The 16524-nt window shown below is 63.8% G+C and carries 13 protein-coding genes and 1 pseudogene; 3 read left to right on the top strand and 11 right to left on the bottom strand.

What is annotated here, in order from left to right:
* From Q0S16_RS07745 to Q0S16_RS07730, 4 genes and pseudogenes are all read right to left on the bottom strand, one after another.
* Positions 1-149: pseudogene (locus Q0S16_RS07745) on the bottom strand (F0F1 ATP synthase subunit beta); the annotation flags it as partial.
* Positions 150-209: 60 nt separating this feature from the next.
* Complete coding sequence (locus Q0S16_RS07740) at positions 210-1088, bottom strand: F0F1 ATP synthase subunit gamma (RefSeq protein ID WP_295846708.1); 879 nt, start codon at positions 1086-1088, stop codon at positions 210-212.
* 121 nt (positions 1089-1209) lie between these two features.
* Positions 1210-2745 (bottom strand): F0F1 ATP synthase subunit alpha, encoded by a 1536-nt coding sequence (atpA, locus tag Q0S16_RS07735; RefSeq protein ID WP_295846706.1) that lies wholly within the window; start codon positions 2743-2745, stop codon positions 1210-1212.
* Positions 2745-3305, bottom strand: coding sequence for a F0F1 ATP synthase subunit delta (locus Q0S16_RS07730; RefSeq protein WP_295846705.1), 561 nt, complete (start codon positions 3303-3305; stop codon positions 2745-2747). The genes atpA and Q0S16_RS07730 overlap by 1 nt, the downstream gene beginning before the upstream one ends.
* Before the next feature lie 820 nt (positions 3306-4125).
* Here Q0S16_RS07730 and Q0S16_RS07725 point away from each other — a divergent pair.
* Positions 4126-4695 (top strand): septal ring lytic transglycosylase RlpA family protein, encoded by a 570-nt coding sequence (locus tag Q0S16_RS07725; RefSeq protein ID WP_295846703.1) that lies wholly within the window; start codon positions 4126-4128, stop codon positions 4693-4695.
* A gap of 101 nt (positions 4696-4796) precedes the next feature.
* Here Q0S16_RS07725 and Q0S16_RS07720 read toward each other — a convergent pair whose 3' ends face one another.
* Complete coding sequence (locus Q0S16_RS07720; RefSeq protein ID WP_295846701.1) at positions 4797-7004, bottom strand: primosomal protein N'; 2208 nt, start codon at positions 7002-7004, stop codon at positions 4797-4799.
* Positions 7005-7143: 139 nt separating this feature from the next.
* Between Q0S16_RS07720 and Q0S16_RS07715 the strand changes: the two genes are divergently transcribed.
* Entirely contained in the window at positions 7144-8139 is a 996-nt protein-coding gene (locus tag Q0S16_RS07715) for a tyrosine recombinase XerC (RefSeq protein ID WP_295846699.1), read from the top strand.
* A gap of 201 nt (positions 8140-8340) precedes the next feature.
* Positions 8341-8931 carry a DUF4337 domain-containing protein gene (locus Q0S16_RS07710; protein ID WP_295846698.1) on the top strand — a complete coding sequence of 197 codons (591 nt, stop codon included), beginning with the start codon at positions 8341-8343 and terminating at the stop codon, positions 8929-8931.
* Positions 8932-8981: 50 nt separating this feature from the next.
* On the opposite strand, the gene Q0S16_RS07705 is transcribed toward Q0S16_RS07710, so the two are convergent.
* The 6 genes from Q0S16_RS07705 to Q0S16_RS07680 all read right to left on the bottom strand — a co-directional run.
* A complete protein-coding gene (locus tag Q0S16_RS07705) occupies positions 8982-9869 on the bottom strand; it encodes an alpha/beta hydrolase (protein ID WP_295846712.1) in 888 nt (295 codons plus the stop codon).
* Between the two features lie 26 nt (positions 9870-9895).
* A complete protein-coding gene (locus Q0S16_RS07700; RefSeq protein WP_295846710.1) occupies positions 9896-10426 on the bottom strand; it encodes a hypothetical protein in 531 nt (176 codons plus the stop codon).
* A 38-nt stretch (positions 10427-10464) separates the two neighbouring features.
* Positions 10465-11868 (bottom strand): dihydrolipoyl dehydrogenase, encoded by a 1404-nt coding sequence (gene lpdA / locus Q0S16_RS07695; protein WP_295846697.1) that lies wholly within the window; start codon positions 11866-11868, stop codon positions 10465-10467.
* Between the two features lie 42 nt (positions 11869-11910).
* On the bottom strand, positions 11911-12666 hold the full coding sequence (locus tag Q0S16_RS07690; RefSeq protein WP_295846694.1) for an SDR family oxidoreductase: 756 nt from the start codon (positions 12664-12666) through the stop codon (positions 11911-11913).
* A gap of 124 nt (positions 12667-12790) precedes the next feature.
* Entirely contained in the window at positions 12791-14044 is a 1254-nt protein-coding gene (gene odhB, locus Q0S16_RS07685; protein WP_295846692.1) for a 2-oxoglutarate dehydrogenase complex dihydrolipoyllysine-residue succinyltransferase, read from the bottom strand.
* Positions 14045-14157: 113 nt separating this feature from the next.
* The coding region (locus Q0S16_RS07680; RefSeq protein ID WP_295846691.1) for a 2-oxoglutarate dehydrogenase E1 component at positions 14158-16524 on the bottom strand (2367 nt) is incomplete at its 5' end.

Genomic DNA, 16524 nt, shown 5'->3' with positions numbered 1-16524 from the left:
TGCTGGGCGACTTCAAGCACCAGACGGTTGCTGCCGTTCATGGTGGTGATGGCGCTCAGAATCGCGGGCAAATGGCCTTCGAACTGCACGTCGACGACGGCGCCGATGACCTGGGTGATGCGTCCGGTCTGGTTGGCGGGGGTAGCCATGAAAACTTCTCCTTGAAGTCCAAAACTTGAAACGACGGCCTCGCGGCCGGAATGTTGTGGCTAGATCGCCTCGGCGCCGGAGATGATCTCGATCAGCTCCTTGGTAATCGCCGCCTGGCGGGTACGGTTGTAGATCAGCGTCTGCTTGCGGATCATGTCGCCGGCATTACGCGTGGCGTTGTCCATCGAACTCATCTGCGCGCCATAGAACGAAGCGGTGTTCTCGAGCAGTGCGCGGAAAATCTGCACCGCGAGATTGCGCGGCAGCAGGCCAGTCAGAATTTCGTCTTCTTCCGGCTCGTATTCATAAGTCGGCGCGGCGCCCTCGGTGACGGCGTTCGCCTTCACCACCAGCGGGATGATCTGCTGCGCGGTCGGGATCTGTTCGATCACCGTCTTGAAGCGCGAGAAGAACAGGGTGCAGACATCGAATTCGGCATTGTCGAAGCGCGCGAGAACCTTTTTCGCGATGTCCTCGGCATTGACGAAACCGAGCTGACGGATAGAGCGCAATTCGAGATGCTCGACGATCTGGCGATCAAAGGTGCGGCGAAGCTGCTCGTAACCCTTGCGACCCACGCAGAAGAATTTCACTTCCTTGCCCTGGTTCATCAGCGCCAGCGCGCGTTCGCGGGCGAGGCGGACGATCGAGGAGTTGAAGGCGCCGGACAGGCCACGCTCGCCGGTGCAGACCAGCAGCAGGTGAACCTGGTCCTTGCCGGTGCCGCTGAGCAGCGCCGGGCCGGTGCCGGATCCGGCCGCGGCACCCGCGATCGACGCGATGACCGCGTCCATCCGTTCGGCGTAAGGCCGTGCGGCTTCGGCCGCGATCTGCGCGCGGCGCAGTTTCGAGGCGGCGACCATCTGCATGGCCTTGGTGATCTTCTGCGTCGCCTTGGTGGAGGCGATGCGGACACGCATGTCTTTAAGTGAAGCCATTCTCAGTCCACCCCGGCGATCAAGCCCTCGGCCCGATCGCAATCCTCTCGTTCATGACGCTCAGCCTCGTGCCGCGCATCAAACGTGGATGGCCGGCACGGGGCCGGCCATTTCGGCAAGTTTAAGCGGCGTAGGTCTTCGCAAAACCCTCGACGACGGCCTTGAGCTTGGCGGCGATATCGTCCTTGAGATCGCGGCTGTCGCGGATCGCTTCGAGAATATCGACGTTCTTGCCGCGCAGCAGCGACAACAGACCATCCTCAAAGCCACGCACCTTGGCGACCGGCAGGTTGTCGAGATAGCCGTTGACGCCGGCATAGATCACCGCGACTTGCTCTTCCATCTTCAGCGGCGAGAACTGCGGCTGCTTCAGGAGTTCGGTCAGGCGGGAGCCGCGGTTCAGCAAACGCTGCGTCGAGGCATCGAGGTCGGAGCCGAACTGCGCGAACGCCGCCATTTCGCGGTACTGCGCCAACTCACCCTTAATCTTGCCGGCGACCTTCTTCATCGCCTTGGTCTGCGCGGCGGATCCGACGCGCGACACCGACAGGCCGACGTTCACCGCCGGGCGGATGCCCTGGAAGAACAGGTCGGTCTCGAGGAAGATCTGACCGTCGGTGATCGAGATCACGTTGGTCGGGATGTAGGCCGAGACGTCGTTGGCCTGGGTTTCGATGATCGGCAGCGCCGTCAGTGAACCGGAGCCCTGGGTCTCGTTGAGCTTCGCGGCGCGCTCGAGCAGGCGCGAATGCAGATAGAACACGTCGCCAGGATAGGCTTCGCGGCCCGGCGGACGGCGCAGCAGCAGCGACATCTGGCGATAGGCGACGGCCTGCTTCGACAAATCGTCATAGATGATGACGGCGTGCATGCCGTTGTCGCGGAAGTACTCGCCCATGGTGCAGCCGGTGAACGGCGCGATGTACTGCATCGGGGCCGGATCGGACGCGGTAGCGGCGATGACGATGGAATATTCCAGCGCACCCTGCTCTTCGAGCACTTTCACGAACTGCGCGACGGTCGAACGCTTCTGGCCGATCGCGACATAGACGCAATACAGCTTCTGGCCTTCCGGAGCGCCTTCAACGTTGAGCGTCTTCTGGTTCAGAATGGTGTCGAGCGCGATCGCGGTCTTGCCGGTCTGACGGTCACCGATGATCAATTCGCGCTGGCCACGGCCGACGGGGATCAGGGCGTCGATCGCCTTGAGGCCGGTCGCCATCGGCTCGTTGACCGACTTGCGCGGGATGATGCCCGGCGCCTTGACGTCGACGCGCTTGCGTTCGGTGAACTGAATCGGCCCCTTGCCGTCGATCGGGTTGCCCAGCGCGTCGACGACGCGGCCGAGCAGACCCTTGCCGACCGGCGTATCCACGATGGCGCGGGTACGCTTGACGGTCTGGCCTTCTTTGATCTCACGGTCGGCGCCGAAGATCACGATGCCGACATTGTCGGTCTCGAGATTCAGCGCCATGCCGCGGGTGCCGTTTTCGAACTCGACCATTTCACCGGCCTGGACGTTGTCGAGGCCGAAGACGCGGGCAATGCCGTCGCCAACGGACAGAACCTGCCCAACTTCGGAAACTTCAGCTTCCTGGCCGAAATTCTTGATCTGATCCTTGAGGATCGCGGAAATTTCCGCGGCGCGGATGTCCATCAGCCTGCCTCTTTCATCGCGTGCTTAATCGAGTTGAGTTTGGTGCGAAGCGAACTGTCCACCATGCGGCTACCGAGCTTGACGACAAGCCCGCCGATGATGGCCGGATCGATCTTCACGTTGAGCGCGACATCCTTGCCCGTCACTGATTTCAGCGCGGTCTTGAGGGCGTCGAGATTCTTGTCGCTGAGCGCTTCGGCGACGGTGACGTCGGCCGTGGCTTCGCCCTTGAATTTGGCGACCAGCGCGCGAAAGGCGCGGATCACGTCGCTGACGGCGAACAGCCGACGATTGGCGGTGAGCAGCTTGAGGAATTTGGCGCTGATGCCAACGATCTTGGCGTTATCGAGCACCGCGGCCAGCGCCTTCGACTGTACTTCGGCACCGAAGATCGGGCTGCGCACCAGCCGTGTCAGATCGGCGCTCCCAGCCAGCATGGCTTCGAACTTGGTGAGGTCGGCCATCACGGCGTCAATCGACTTTTCGTCGCGCGCCAGCTCAAACAAGGCTGTCGCGTAACGACCGGACACGCCCGAAACCGATGGATGTTCTGCTGCCACTACTGCGCTCTTCAGGCTGTCAAATCCACAAGGGAAAAACTGGCGACCAGACTGGTGCCGGTTATCCAAGTCCTTGGAATTCAAGCGGGACTTCGATTCTCAGGTCACAACACGGCATTGTGTCCCGTCCAAATCGCGGCTTTGCTAACATAGCCCGCGCGCGGGTGCAACGCGCTGAAAGCATGTGGCGATGCCATGTCGCAGGCCGGACCTGCGCCCGTCCCAGCGGCCGGAGAGCCGGTTCGTCCGTCCGGCGGAATACCGCTCGATCGCAATGTCGCGGCCTCGACTTTGTCGCCGCCTCGGCACTCCGTGGCGTCCGACGCTCTCCTTTGGTTACGAGACCTATCGCGGTCTCGGCTGGCACGGCGTCATGCTTCGCCGACCCGCCCGAGCATGATCGCGCCGAATTCAAGCCAGGTGACCATGGGGCGGGCAGCAAGGCCATCGGGCGTGAGCGGGATCGGTTGACTGCGCCAGTCAATATTTTTTCAGCCCCGACCGTTACCAGGGCCGCCTTCGGTGGCCGGCGCCCCTCCAGATGATTCAACCTGCGCGTTACTTGGCGAATGCTGGCCATGCATGACAATCACTTGACTAGACAATATTCATCCATATTTTAAAGTATAGATATAAGTTAATAAATCCTTAATAAGGCGTACAGGCTATTATTTTACCGCTTCCAAGATGATTAAACTTTGAAGGGAACAATTATCTCGCCCATTTTACGCCTCATTACGCCTTCAACGGTTTGCCATCGAAATGGGACGGGGGTTCCACTTGTCATTGATGTGGCAATACTGTCTGAGGACTGTGATTTATGCGAATTGAAAAACTGAAGCTGGGCACTGTCGCCCGCCCGCGCTCGGCGATCGTGATGATTGCTGCGACCCTTCTGATCTGCGGCAGCGTTTCCGAAGCTTCGGCGAAATCCCGCCATCACCACCACAAGCACCACCACCACAGCCATCACCGGCACCATGCCGCTAACCCGGCGCTGATGGATGCCAACGCGTCGCTTCCGTCGCTGTTCCAGCTGCCAGGCGTCCAGACCCCAGGTCAGGTCGAGGCCCAGGCTCCCGCCCGGACCTTCGTACCGAGCAGCGGCGGCCGCAGCTTTTCCGGCATGGCGTCATTCTATGGCAACGAGGCCGGCAATCGCACCGCCTCGGGCCAGCGCTTCAACCAGGGCGCCATGACGGCCGCCCATCGCTCGCTGCCATTCGGCACCAAATTGCGCGTCACCCATGGCGACCGCAGCGTGGTCGTCACCATCAATGACCGCGGTCCGTTCATCCGCGGCCGCGTGCTCGATCTTTCCAAGGGCGCCGCCAGCGCCATCGGCCTGACCAGCCGCGGCGTCGGCCGCGTCGTCGCCGAGGTCATGTAAAAGACATACGTAGTCCGCAGATTGATCCCACCAGATCAGTAAGCGTATGCGTTGAGTACAAAGCCTGTCGTCAGCAATGACGGCAGGCTTTTTGTTTGACCCTACAAGAAACTCTGCGGGTCGACGTCGACCTGGAGCTTCAGATTGCCGGTGGTCTTCGGCGCATGCGCCAGCCAGTCGCGCAGATAGCCCGAGAGATCGACGTTGCGCGCCGACTTCACCAGGATGCGAAAGCGGTAGCGGCCCTTGATCACCGCCAGCGGCGCCTCGGCCGGGCCAAGCACGTGGATGCGCTCGTCGATCGGCGACACCGCCACCAGTTTTCGCGCAAAACTCTCCGCGGTGGGGCGGTCGCCGGCGGAGATGATCAGGCTGGCGAGCCGGCCGAACGGCGGATAGCCAGCGCGTTCGCGCGCTTCGATCTCGGTGGCGTAGAAGGACTCGCGGTCGGCGGCGATCAGCGCCTTCATCACCGGATGTTCCGGCTGGTGGGTCTGCAGATAGCCGATGCCGCGACCTTGCTCGCGACCGGCGCGGCCGATCACCTGGTTCAGCATCTGGAAAGTGCGCTCGGCGGCGCGCGGATCGCCATTGCCGAGGCCGACATCCGCATCGATCACGCCGACCAGGTTGAGCCGCGGAAAATTATGGCCCTTGGCGACCAGCTGGGTGCCGATGATGATGTCGACGCGGCCCTCGGCGATCTCGGTCAGCTCGGCGCGCATCGCGTCGAGCGAAGTGACAAGATCGCTCGACAGCACCATGGTGCGGGCATCCGGAAACAGTTTTGCGGCTTCTTCCTGTAATCGCTCGACGCCGGGCCCGATCGCGGCCAGCGATTCCTCGGCGCCGCAATGCGGGCAGAGATGCGGGCGCGGCGTGGAGAATCCGCAATGGTGGCAGACCAGCCGCTGCCGGAACCGGTGGTCGACCAGCCAGGCGTCGCAGATGTTGCAGGAGAAGCGATGGCCGCAGCCGCGGCATAAAGTCAGCGGCGCATAGCCGCGGCGGTTGAGAAACAGCAGCGCCTGTTCCTTGCGGTCGATGGCGATCTGCACCGCCTCGGCCAGCCTTGGCGCGATGAAGCGGCCGCGGATCGGGCCCTCGCGGCGCAGATCGATCGCCTCGATATGCGGCATGTGCTGGCCACCGAACCGCGCCGGCAGCACGATGCGCTGGTAGCGCCCCTTGCGCGCATTGACCTCGGTCTCCACCGACGGCGTGGCGGATGCCAGCACGATCGGAATTTTCGCGATCGAGGCCCGCACCACCGCCATGTCGCGGCCGTGGTAATGCACGCCTTCGTCCTGTTTGTAGGCTTGGTCGTGCTCTTCATCGACGATGATCAGGCCGAGCCTGGCGTAGGGCAGAAACAGCGCCGAGCGCGCCCCGACCACCACCTGCGCGTCGCCGGCGGCGAGCGCCGCCCAGTTGCGCGCACGGGTGCGCGGCGTCAGTTCGGAATGCCATTCCAGTGGCCGCACGCCGAATCGCAATGCGAAACGGTCGAGAAACTGGCCGGTCAGTGCAATCTCCGGCATCAGGATCAGCGCCTGTTCGCCGCGCCGGATGGTCTCGGCCAGCGCCTCGAAATAGACCTCGGTCTTGCCGGAGCCGGTGACGCCATCGATCAAGGCAACGTGGAAATCACCCTTGGCGGCGAAGCTCCGCATCGCGTCGGCGGCGACGCGCTGGTCCGGCGAGAAATCCGGCTCGCAGAAGGAGGGATCCGGCGCCGGTGCTTCAAGCGCGCCGGCCATCGGCTCCACCGCCAGCGTGCCCTCGTCGATCAGCCCATCGATCACGCCGGCGCTGACGCCGGCCTGTTTGGCGACCTCGGATTTGCCATGCAGTAGCCGATCGGACAGCAGCTCGATCAAACGTGCCCGCGCCGGCGTCATCCGCTTCGGCGCGTCTCCGACCAGCCGTACACCTAGCCGGATCCGCTCGGGGCCGAGATGCTCGCCCATCCGAAGCGTCATCTTCATCACCATGCCGCGCGCCGACAGCGTGTAATTGGCGACCCAGTCGACCAGCGTACGCAGTTCCTGCTTCAGTGGCGGCACGTCGAGTTTGTGGCCGACTTCCTTGAGCCGGTTGTGCAACCGCGGATCGGGATTGGCGTTCTCGGCCCAGACCACGCCGATCACGTCACGGGCGCCAAGCGGCACGCTGACCACGTCGCCGGGCCGCAAATCGAGCCCGCGCGGCACCTTGTAGGAATAGGCCTGGTTCAGCGCCACCGGCACCAGCACGTCGACCACGCCGGACGCCGATCGCGGAAACAGTCTGGGAGCGGAATCGTCCATCGGGAATCGGGGCTCTGGTGCGTGGAATGCCCTAACTTAAGGTCCCGCCGCGGCGGGGGCCAGTGCGGTTCACGAAGGCTAAACGGCCGGGTGTGATAATGTCCGCCTGTTCGCGCATTGCGCCTTGCAAGGCAACCTGATGGCCAAGTCGATTCCCGCCAAGACCGTTCCAGTCAAATCGATTCCGGTTCCGGTCGATCTGCCCTGCGCGGCCGAGGATGTCTCGCTGCAGATGACGCGCTGGCTGTCGCATCTGCGCGCCGAGCGGCGGTTGTCGCCGAAGACGCTGGAAGCCTATTCGCGCGATCTCCGCCAGTTCCTGATGTTTCTCGCCGAGCATTGGCGCGCGCGGGTGTCGCTGCCGCGCTTCGCCAAACTCGAGGCCACCGACGTCCGCGCCTTCATGGCGTCGCGCCGCGCCGATGATATTGGCGGTCGCTCCCTGATGCGGGCGCTGGCCGGGCTGCGCTCGTTCGGCCGCTTCCTTGAGCGCGAGGGCCACGGCAATGTCGGCGCGTTGTCCGCGATCCGCGCGCCGAAAATCGGCAAGAGCCTGCCGAAGCCGATCGCGATGGTCTCCGCCAAACGCCTCACCGATGCCGACGAACGGGCGGGCGAAAACCGCGATCCGTGGATCTGGTCGCGCGACGCCGCGGTCATGGCGCTGTTATACGGCTCCGGCCTGCGCATTTCCGAAGCGCTGGGGCTGAAGCGCCGCGAGGTGCCGGCGCCCGGCAAGGGCGACGTGCTGATCGTCAACGGCAAAGGCAACAAAACCCGGATGGTGCCGGTGCTGCAGAATGTGCTGGCGCTGATCGACGACTACGCACAGGTCTGTCCGCATCCGCTGCCGCCGGAAGGGCCGATGTTTGTCGGCGCCCGCGGCGGGCCGCTCAGCCCGCGCATCATCCAGCTCACCATGGAGCGGCTGCGCGGCGCGCTCGGCCTGCCCGACAGCGCCACGCCGCATGCGCTGCGGCACTCCTTTGCTACCCATCTTCTGACTCGTGGCGGTGACCTGCGCGCGATCCAGGAACTGCTCGGCCACGCGTCGCTGTCGACGACGCAGATCTATACGGGCATCGATAGCGAGCGATTGTTCGAGGTCTACAAGAATGCGCATCCAAGGGCGTGACGCCGGCCTCTCAGCCGTCATTGCGAGGAGCCCTTGCGACGAGGCAATCCAGTTCTTGCCGAGCGTGTGGCTTCTGGATTGGCGCGTCGCTTCGCTCCTCGCAATGACGGGGATGGGGCTGCCTGTCACGCCCACATTATCCTTGCGTGAAACAATCCGTTCGGCCAATGCTCACGGATTGTCAGCAGGGAGACTTTGTTTATGAGCGCGCATGAGAGCATGGAGCACGCGGAGCATGCCGAGCATGCGTCCGGTGAGAACAAGAAGATTGCGCTACTGATTGCCATCCTTGCGCTGTGCCTGGCGCTGTCGGAAACCTTCGGCAAGGGCGCGCAGACCGAATCGATCAGCAAGAACGTCGAGTCCTCGAATTTGTGGGCCTTCTTTCAGGCCAAGAGCATCCGCCGCACCGTGGTGCAGGCGACTTCGGACCAGGCCCGGCTCAGCCTCGGACTGATGGGCGATGACGCCGCCAAGGTGGCGCTGACCAAGCAGATCGAGGAATGGAAGAAGACCGCCGACCGTTACCGTTCGGAGCCGGAGACCGGCGAGGGCCAGGATCAGCTCGCGGCGCGCGCCAAGCACGCCGAGGAAGAGCGCGATCTGGCGATGGCCCGGTATCATCACTTCGAGGTCGCCTCCGCCGCGTTCCAGATCGGCATCGTGCTGGCGTCGGCCACCATCATCACCGGCATGATCGTACTGGCCTGGGTGTCGGGCCTGCTCGCAGTGGCCGGTATCGGCTTCACGCTGATCGGCCTGTTCGCACCGCACGCCGTGCATTTGATGTAACCGTCGTTGCGGGGCGCGAGGGCGGATGCATTCGCGCCCCGCAATGACAGTCAACGCTTTCCGCACAACGCGATTACCGCCTCCGCAAATGCGCGCGGATCTTCCTGCGGGGCATTGTGGCCGATGCCGGGCAGCAGCCGGCGCGTATAGCTCGCCGTGAAATGCCGGCCGTGATCGGCCGAGCCGCCGACCGGCGTTACATTGTCGTCGGCGCCGTGCAGCACGATCGTCGGCACGTCGATGGCCGGTTGCGCGGCTAGCTGGGTTTCCAGGAAGATGTAATTGGGATCGCCGGGCACGCTGCCGGTACGGTGCCGGTAGGAGTGGATCACCACCTCCACGAAATCCTCATTGTCGAACGCCGCCGCGGAGCGCGCGAAGGTCGCGTCGTCGAACGTCCAGTTGGGGGACCACATTTTCCAGAGCAGTTTCGCCAGCGCGGCACGGTTTTGCGTCAGGCCGTTGCGACCGCGTTCGGTGTGGAAGTAGTACACGTACCACATCCGCGCCTCCTGCTCGGGATCAGCGGGGTTGCCGGAATTCGGAATGTTCTGGATGTTGTAGCCGGTGCAGCTCACCAGCCCATGGACCCGCTCCGGCCACAGCGCCGAGACGACGCAAGCGGCCCGCCCACCCCAGTCGTAGCCGGCAAGAACGGCCTTCTTGATCCGCAACGCATCCATCAATTCGAGCAGGTCCTGGCCGAGTGCCGCCTGCTGGCCCGAACGGGTCGTGGCGCTGGACAAGAACTGCGTCGAACCATAGCCGCGCAGATACGGCACGATGGTGCGGAAGCCGGCGGCATTGATCAGGGCTACGGCCTCGTCATAGCCGCGGATGTCGTAGGGAAAACCGTGCAGCAGGATCGCCGGCAGGCCGCCTTCCGGCCCGCTTTGCTCATAGGCGATATCGAGAACCGGTGTTTGGACACGCGCCAGCTCAGCCAAGCTGCTCTCCTCTGAATCTATCGCGGTGAATGGGCGCGGCGGCGCAGGTGCTGGACGATCCGCATCCAGCGCGACGAGGAGTCGGTGCGAAACCGCGCCGCCAGCGCCCGGATGCGCGCCAGCGTCGGTGCTACCAGCTCGCTGGCGCGATGGCGGATATCGAGGACAAAATCGTAGATGGCGCGAAACCAGCGCATCTGCAGCAGCTTCGACCGGGTGATGTCGAAGATGAAGGCGGCGACGCCGACGCCGATGAATTTGGTCAGCACGATCAGGATGATCGCCCCGATCCAGTAGTGATTGGCGAGCAGCCAGACCTCGACGAACTTTAGCGGTAGCAGCAGAACGGCCGGTGCGAGGAACACCAGCAGCGTCAGCATCGGCGACAATTGCGCCACGCGCGTGGCCAGCCAGGCCTTGAACGCGCGCAGCGGAATGATCGCCACGACGCGCGCGACGATCGGCTCAAGATGATCCCACAGCCACGCCTCGATCAAAAAGATCAAGGCGAGCAGGATCCAGAGCGGTTGCAACAGGCGACGCATGATGGCGACGGACCTCCGCCCGGCGGAGTGCCGGGCGCGCTTTACATATGGATAGCGCGCTTGGCGACCGCAAACGCGGCTTCCTTGACCGCTTCGGAGCGGGTCGGATGGGCGTGGCAGGTGCGCGCCAGATCCTCGGCCGAACCGCCGAATTCCATCAGCACGCAGGCCTCATGAATCAGCTCACCGGCTTCAAGGCCGATGATATGGACGCCGAGGACGCGGTCGGTCTTCGCATCCGCGAGAATTTTGACAAATCCATCGGTGCTCTGGTTGACCTTGGCGCGCCCGTTGGCGGTGAAGGGAAACTTGCCGACCGTGTAGGCGACGCCCGCCTGCTTCAGCTCTTCCTCGGTCTTGCCGACCGAAGCAACTTCCGGACTGGTGTAGACGACGCCCGGGATCACCTCGTAATTCACGTGACCGGCCTGGCCGGCCAGGATCTCGGCGCAGGCAATGCCTTCGTCCTCGGCCTTGTGGGCCAGCATCGGTCCGACCACCACGTCGCCGATGGCATAGATGCCTGGCACGTTGCTGGCGAAATGCGCGTCAGTCTTGATCCGGCCGCGCTCGTCGAGCGCCACGCCAGCTTCCTTGAGCCCGAGGCCTTCGGTGTAGGGGATGCGGCCGACCGCTACGAGGACGATGTCGGCTTCCATCGTCTCCGCAGCACCGCCGGCGGCGGGTTCGACCTGGGCCTTCAGCCGCTTGCCGGAGGAGTCGATGCCGGTGACCTTGGCGCCGAGCTTGAAGGCAAAGCCCTGCTTCTCGAGGATGCGCTGGAACGATTTGGCGACCTCGCTATCCATGCCGGGCAGAATGCGGTCGAGGAATTCCACCACGATGACTTCGGCGCCGAGGCGGCGCCACACCGAACCGAGTTCGAGGCCGATCACGCCGGCGCCGACCACGATCATCTTCTCCGGCACCCTGTCGAGAGACAGCGCGCCGGTCGACGACACGATCCGCTTCTCGTCGATCTCGATGCCCTTCAGGCGGGTTACATCCGAGCCGGTGGCGATCACGATGTTTTTGGTCTCGAGCACCTGGGTCTTGCCGTCGGCGGCCTTGACCTCGACGCGGCCGGTACCGAGCACCTTGCCCAGCCCCATCACCACGTCGATCTTGTTCTTCTTCATCAGGAAGTCGACGCCCTTGACGTTGCCGTCGATGCCCTGCTGCTTGAATGTCATCATCTGCGGGATGTCGAGCGTCGGGGCGGACACCTTGATGCCCATCTTCGCGAAACCGTGCCCGGCCTCCTCGAACATCTCGGAGGCATGCAGCAAGGCCTTCGACGGCATGCAGCCGATGTTCAGGCAGGTCCCGCCGAGCGTTGCGTTCTTCTCGACCACGGCGACCTTCATGCCGAGCTGTGCCGCGCGGATCGCGCAGACATAGCCGCCGGGACCGGTGCCGATGACGATGAGATCGTAGGAGGCCATGATGAATTCCTGTATTTTCAGATGGTATGGAGTGCCGTGGCGCTAGCGTCCGCCGGACACGTCGATAATGGTTGCGGTGACGTAGGAGGCCTCGTCCGACAACAGCCAGACGATGGCATTGGCGATTTCGTCGGCGGTACCAACGCGCTTCATAGGCACGTTGTGCGCGAGGCGTTGGGCGCGGTCGGGCTCGCCGCCTGAGGCGTGGATCTCGGTGTCGATCAGGCCAGGCCGGATCCCGGCGACGCGGATGCCTTCGGCGGCGACTTCATGGCCGAGGCCGATGGTGAAGGAATCAATCGCCCCCTTCGAGGCGGCGTAATCAACATAGGTGTTGGGCGCGCCGAGCTTGGCGGCGACCGATGACAGGTTGACGATCACGCCACCGGTGCCGCCATGCTTCGTCGACATCCGCTTCACCGCCTCGCGGGCGCACAGGATGCTGCCGGTGACATTCACCGCCATCATCCGGACGATACGGTCGGTGGACATCTGGTCGACGCGAAGCGAAGGGCCGACAATGCCGGCATTGTTGACCAGCGCGCCGAGCGGGCCGAATTCATCAGCGGCCTTGAACAGCGCCAGGATGTCGGCCTCGTTGCCGACATCGCATTTCACCGCGATGGCCTTGCCATTGGTGGTTTCGATGCCGGCCACGACTTCGTTGGCGGCGGCTTCGTTGCTGGCATAGCCAACGACAACCCTGAAGCCGGCCGCGGCGGCCTTCAGTGCCGTCGCGCGGCCAATACCGCGGCTACCGCCGGTGATGATAACGACTCTGTTGGTGTCAGCACGCATGCAGGCTGCTCCGAATTTTCAGTTTGCCCAAGTCATGCCCGCGCCTGTCGCGGGATTCCACGCCAACCCGCAATTGCAGCGCGTGGATGGCCGGGACAGCCCCGGCCATGACGCGTCTGGTTGATCAGAGGTCCAGCACCAGCCGGGCCGGGTCTTCCAGGCTTTCCTTGACGCGGACCAGGAAGGTGACGGCTTCCTTGCCGTCGATGACGCGGTGATCGTAGGACAGTGCCAGATACATCATCGGGCGGATCTCGATCTTGCCGGCGACCACCACGGGGCGCTCCTGGATCTTGTGCATGCCGAGGATGGCGGATTGCGGCGCGTTCAGGATCGGGGTCGACATCAGCGAACCGTAGATGCCGCCATTGGTGATGGTGAAGGTGCCGCCCTGCATCTCGTCGATCTTGAGTTGGCCATCGCGGGCGCGCTTGCCGAAATCGGCAATGCTCTTCTCGATGTCCGAAATCGACTTGCGGTCGCAGTCGCGCACCACGGGGACGACGAGGCCCTTGTCGGTGCCGACGGCGACGCCGACGTGATAGTAGTTCTTGTAGATCAAATCGGTGCCGTCGATCTCGGCATTCGCCGCCGGGATGTCCTTCAGGGCCTGCACGCAGGCCTTGGTGAAGAAGCCCATGAAGCCGAGCTTGGCGCCGTGCTTCTTCTCGAACACGTCCTTGTACTGGCTGCGCAGCGCCATGATGTGGCTCATGTCGACCTCGTTGAAGGTCGTCAGCATCGCAGCGGTGTTCTGCACGTCCTTGAGGCGGCGCGCGATGGTCTGGCGCAGCCTTGTCATCTTGACGCGCTCTTCGCGGGCGGCGTCATCGGTCGGCGATGCCGCGCGAACCTGCACGGCGGCGGCGGGCTGGTTGACCGGGGTCGGCGCGGATGCCGCCTTCTCGATCGCGGCCAGCATGTCGCCCTTGGTGACGCGGCCATCCTTGCCGGAGCCGGCAACGCCGGCGGCATCGACGCCGCTTTCGGCAGAAATCTTGCGCACCGACGGCGCCAGCGGCGCATCGGCCGGCGGGCTCTTCTGTGTTGGGGCAGGGGCGGCAGCGGCTGCGGCTGCTGGAGCAGGCGCGGCGGCTTTGGCAGGAGCGGCAGCCGGTGCGGCAGCGGGTTTGGCGCCGGCGGCGGCATCGGTGATCTGGCCGAGCAGGGCGCCGACCGAAACGGTCTCGCCGTCCTTGGCGACGATCTCGCCGAGGATGCCGGCGGACGGTGCCGGCACTTCGATAGTGACCTTGTCGGTTTCGAGTTCCACCAGGGGTTCGTCGACAGCGACGGCGTCACCGGCCTTCTTGAACCATTTGCCGATGGTAGCTTCGGTCACGGACTCGCCGAGCGTGGGAACGCGAATTTCAGTCATTGGTCTTTTTCCTCTTGCGACGTGGCGGGCCGTTCGCCCATTCGCGCCTGAATCCTGAAGTGATGGGGTGTGCAAATGCCCCGCGCCTGCGGGGCATCGCCATGATGGGTGGGTTAGCTCAGCGCGTCGTCGAGGAACGCCTTGAGCTGGGCGATGTGCTTGGACATCAGGCCAGTGGCGGTGGCGGCCGATGCCGCGCGGCCGGCGTAGCGCGGCCGCTTGTGGGTGGCGTTGATCTGGTTCAGCACCCATTCGAGGTAGGGCTCGATGAAGTGCCAGGCACCCATGTTGCGCGGCTCTTCCTGGCACCAGACGATCTCGGCGCCCTTGAAGCGGGTCAGCTCCTGTACCAGCGCCTTGAGCGGCACCGGATATAGCTGCTCGATCCGCAGCAGATAGATGTCGTCAACGCCGCGCTTCTCGCGTTCCTCATAGAGGTCGTAATAGACCTTGCCGGAACACAGCACGACGCGACGGATCTTGGCGTCGGGCACGAGCTTAATCTTCTCATCCGACAGCTTCTCGGCATCGTCGAACAGGATGCGGTGGAAGGTGGTTCCGTCGCCGAGTTCGTCGAGCTTCGAGACCGCGCGCTTGTGGCGCAGTAGCGACTTTGGCGTCATCAGGATCAGCGGCTTGCGGATCTCGCGCTTGAGCTGGCGGCGCAGCACGTGGAAGAAGTTCGCCGGCGTGGTGGTGTAGACCACCTGCATGTTGTCTTCCGCCGACATCTGCAGGAAGCGCTCGAGGCGGGCGGAGGAATGCTCCGGACCCTGGCCCTCATAGCCATGCGGCAACATGCAGACCAGGCCCGACATGCGCAGCCATTTGCGCTCACCCGACGAGATGAACTGGTCGAACAAGACCTGCGCGCCATTGGCGAAGTCGCCGAACTGCGCTTCCCAAACGGTCAGCGCGTTGGGCTCGGCCAGCGAGTAGCCGTAGTCGAAGCCGAGCACGGCGACTTCCGACAGCAGCGAGTTGATGACCTCGTAATGGCCCTGCTTGGCGCCGATGTGGTTGAACGGCGTGTAGCGGCTTTCGTCTTCCTGGTCGAACAGCACCGAATGGCGCTGCGAGAACGTGCCGCGTTCCGAATCCTGACCGGACAGCCGGACGCGGTGGCCATCTTCCATCAGCGTACAGAACGCCAGGGCTTCGCCGGTGGCCCAGTCGATTCCGTTGCCGGTGTCGATCGCCTTGGCGCGGAGATCGAGGAAGCGTTGCACGGTTTTATGGACGCGGAATCCGTCGGGTACCTTGGTGATCTTGGCGCCGATCTCGCGCAGCTTCTTGACATCGACGCCGGTGACGCCGCGGCGCGGATCCTCTTCCTGGTCGGCGGATTTGAAGCCCGCCCACTTGCCGTCGAGCCAGTCGGCCTTGTTCGGCTTGTAGCCGGCGCCGGCTTCCAGCTCGGCGTCGAGCCGCGCGCGCCAGTCGGCCTTGGCCTTGTCGATTTCGCCTTCGGTCATGACGCCGTCAGCCACCAGGCGCTTCGAGTAAAGCTCCAGCGTGGAGGGATGTGTCGCGATGTTCTTGTACATCACCGGCTGGGTGAACGCCGGCTCGTCGCCTTCATTGTGGCCGTGGCGGCGGTAGCAGAACATGTCGATGACGACGGGCTTGTGGAATTTCTGGCGGTATTCGATCGCGATCTTGGCGGCGAACACCACCGCTTCCGGATCATCGCCATTCACATGGAAGATCGGCGCATCGATCATCTTCGCCACGTCGGACGGGTAGGGCGACGAGCGCGAATAGCGCGGATAGGTGGTGAAGCCGATCTGGTTGTTGACGATGAAGTGGATCGAACCGCCGGTGCGGTAGCCCTTCAGGTCGGAGAGCGCAAAACATTCCGCGACCACGCCCTGGCCGGCGAAGGCGGCGTCGCCATGCATCAACAGCGGCAGTACCGATATGCGCGCATCCGGCGGATCGCCGTTCTGGTCCTGCTTGGCGCGCACCTTGCCCAGCACCACGGGATCGACGATTTCGAGATGCGACGGGTTGGCGGTCAGCGACAGATGGATCTTGTTGCCGTCGAACTCGCGGTCGGAGGAGGCGCCGAGATGATATTTGACGTCGCCGGAGCCTTCGACCTCGTCGGGATTGGCGGAGCCGCCCTTGAACTCATGGAACAGCGCGCGGTGCGGCTTGCCCATCACCTGGGTCAGCACGTTGAGGCGGCCGCGATGCGGCATGCCGACCACGATTTCCTTCACGCCGAGATTGCCGCCGCGCTTGATGATCTGTTCGAGCGCCGGAATCAGCGATTCCGCGCCGTCCAATCCGAACCGTTTGGTGCCGGTGAATTTGAGATCGCAGAATTTCTCGAAGCCGTCGGCCTCGACCAGCTTCATCAGGATGGCGCGCCGGCCCTCGCGGGTGAAACTGATTTCCTTGTCCGGACCCTCGATGCGCTCCTGGATCCAGCCCTTCTGCGCGGCGTTGGTGATGTGCATGAACTCGACGCCGAG

The sequence above is a fragment of the Tardiphaga sp. genome (assembly GCF_025356345.1).
Lineage (GTDB): Bacteria > Pseudomonadota > Alphaproteobacteria > Rhizobiales > Xanthobacteraceae > Tardiphaga.
The sequence above is the reverse complement of the archived record's forward strand: the minus strand, read 5'-3'. Positions and strand labels throughout refer to the sequence as shown.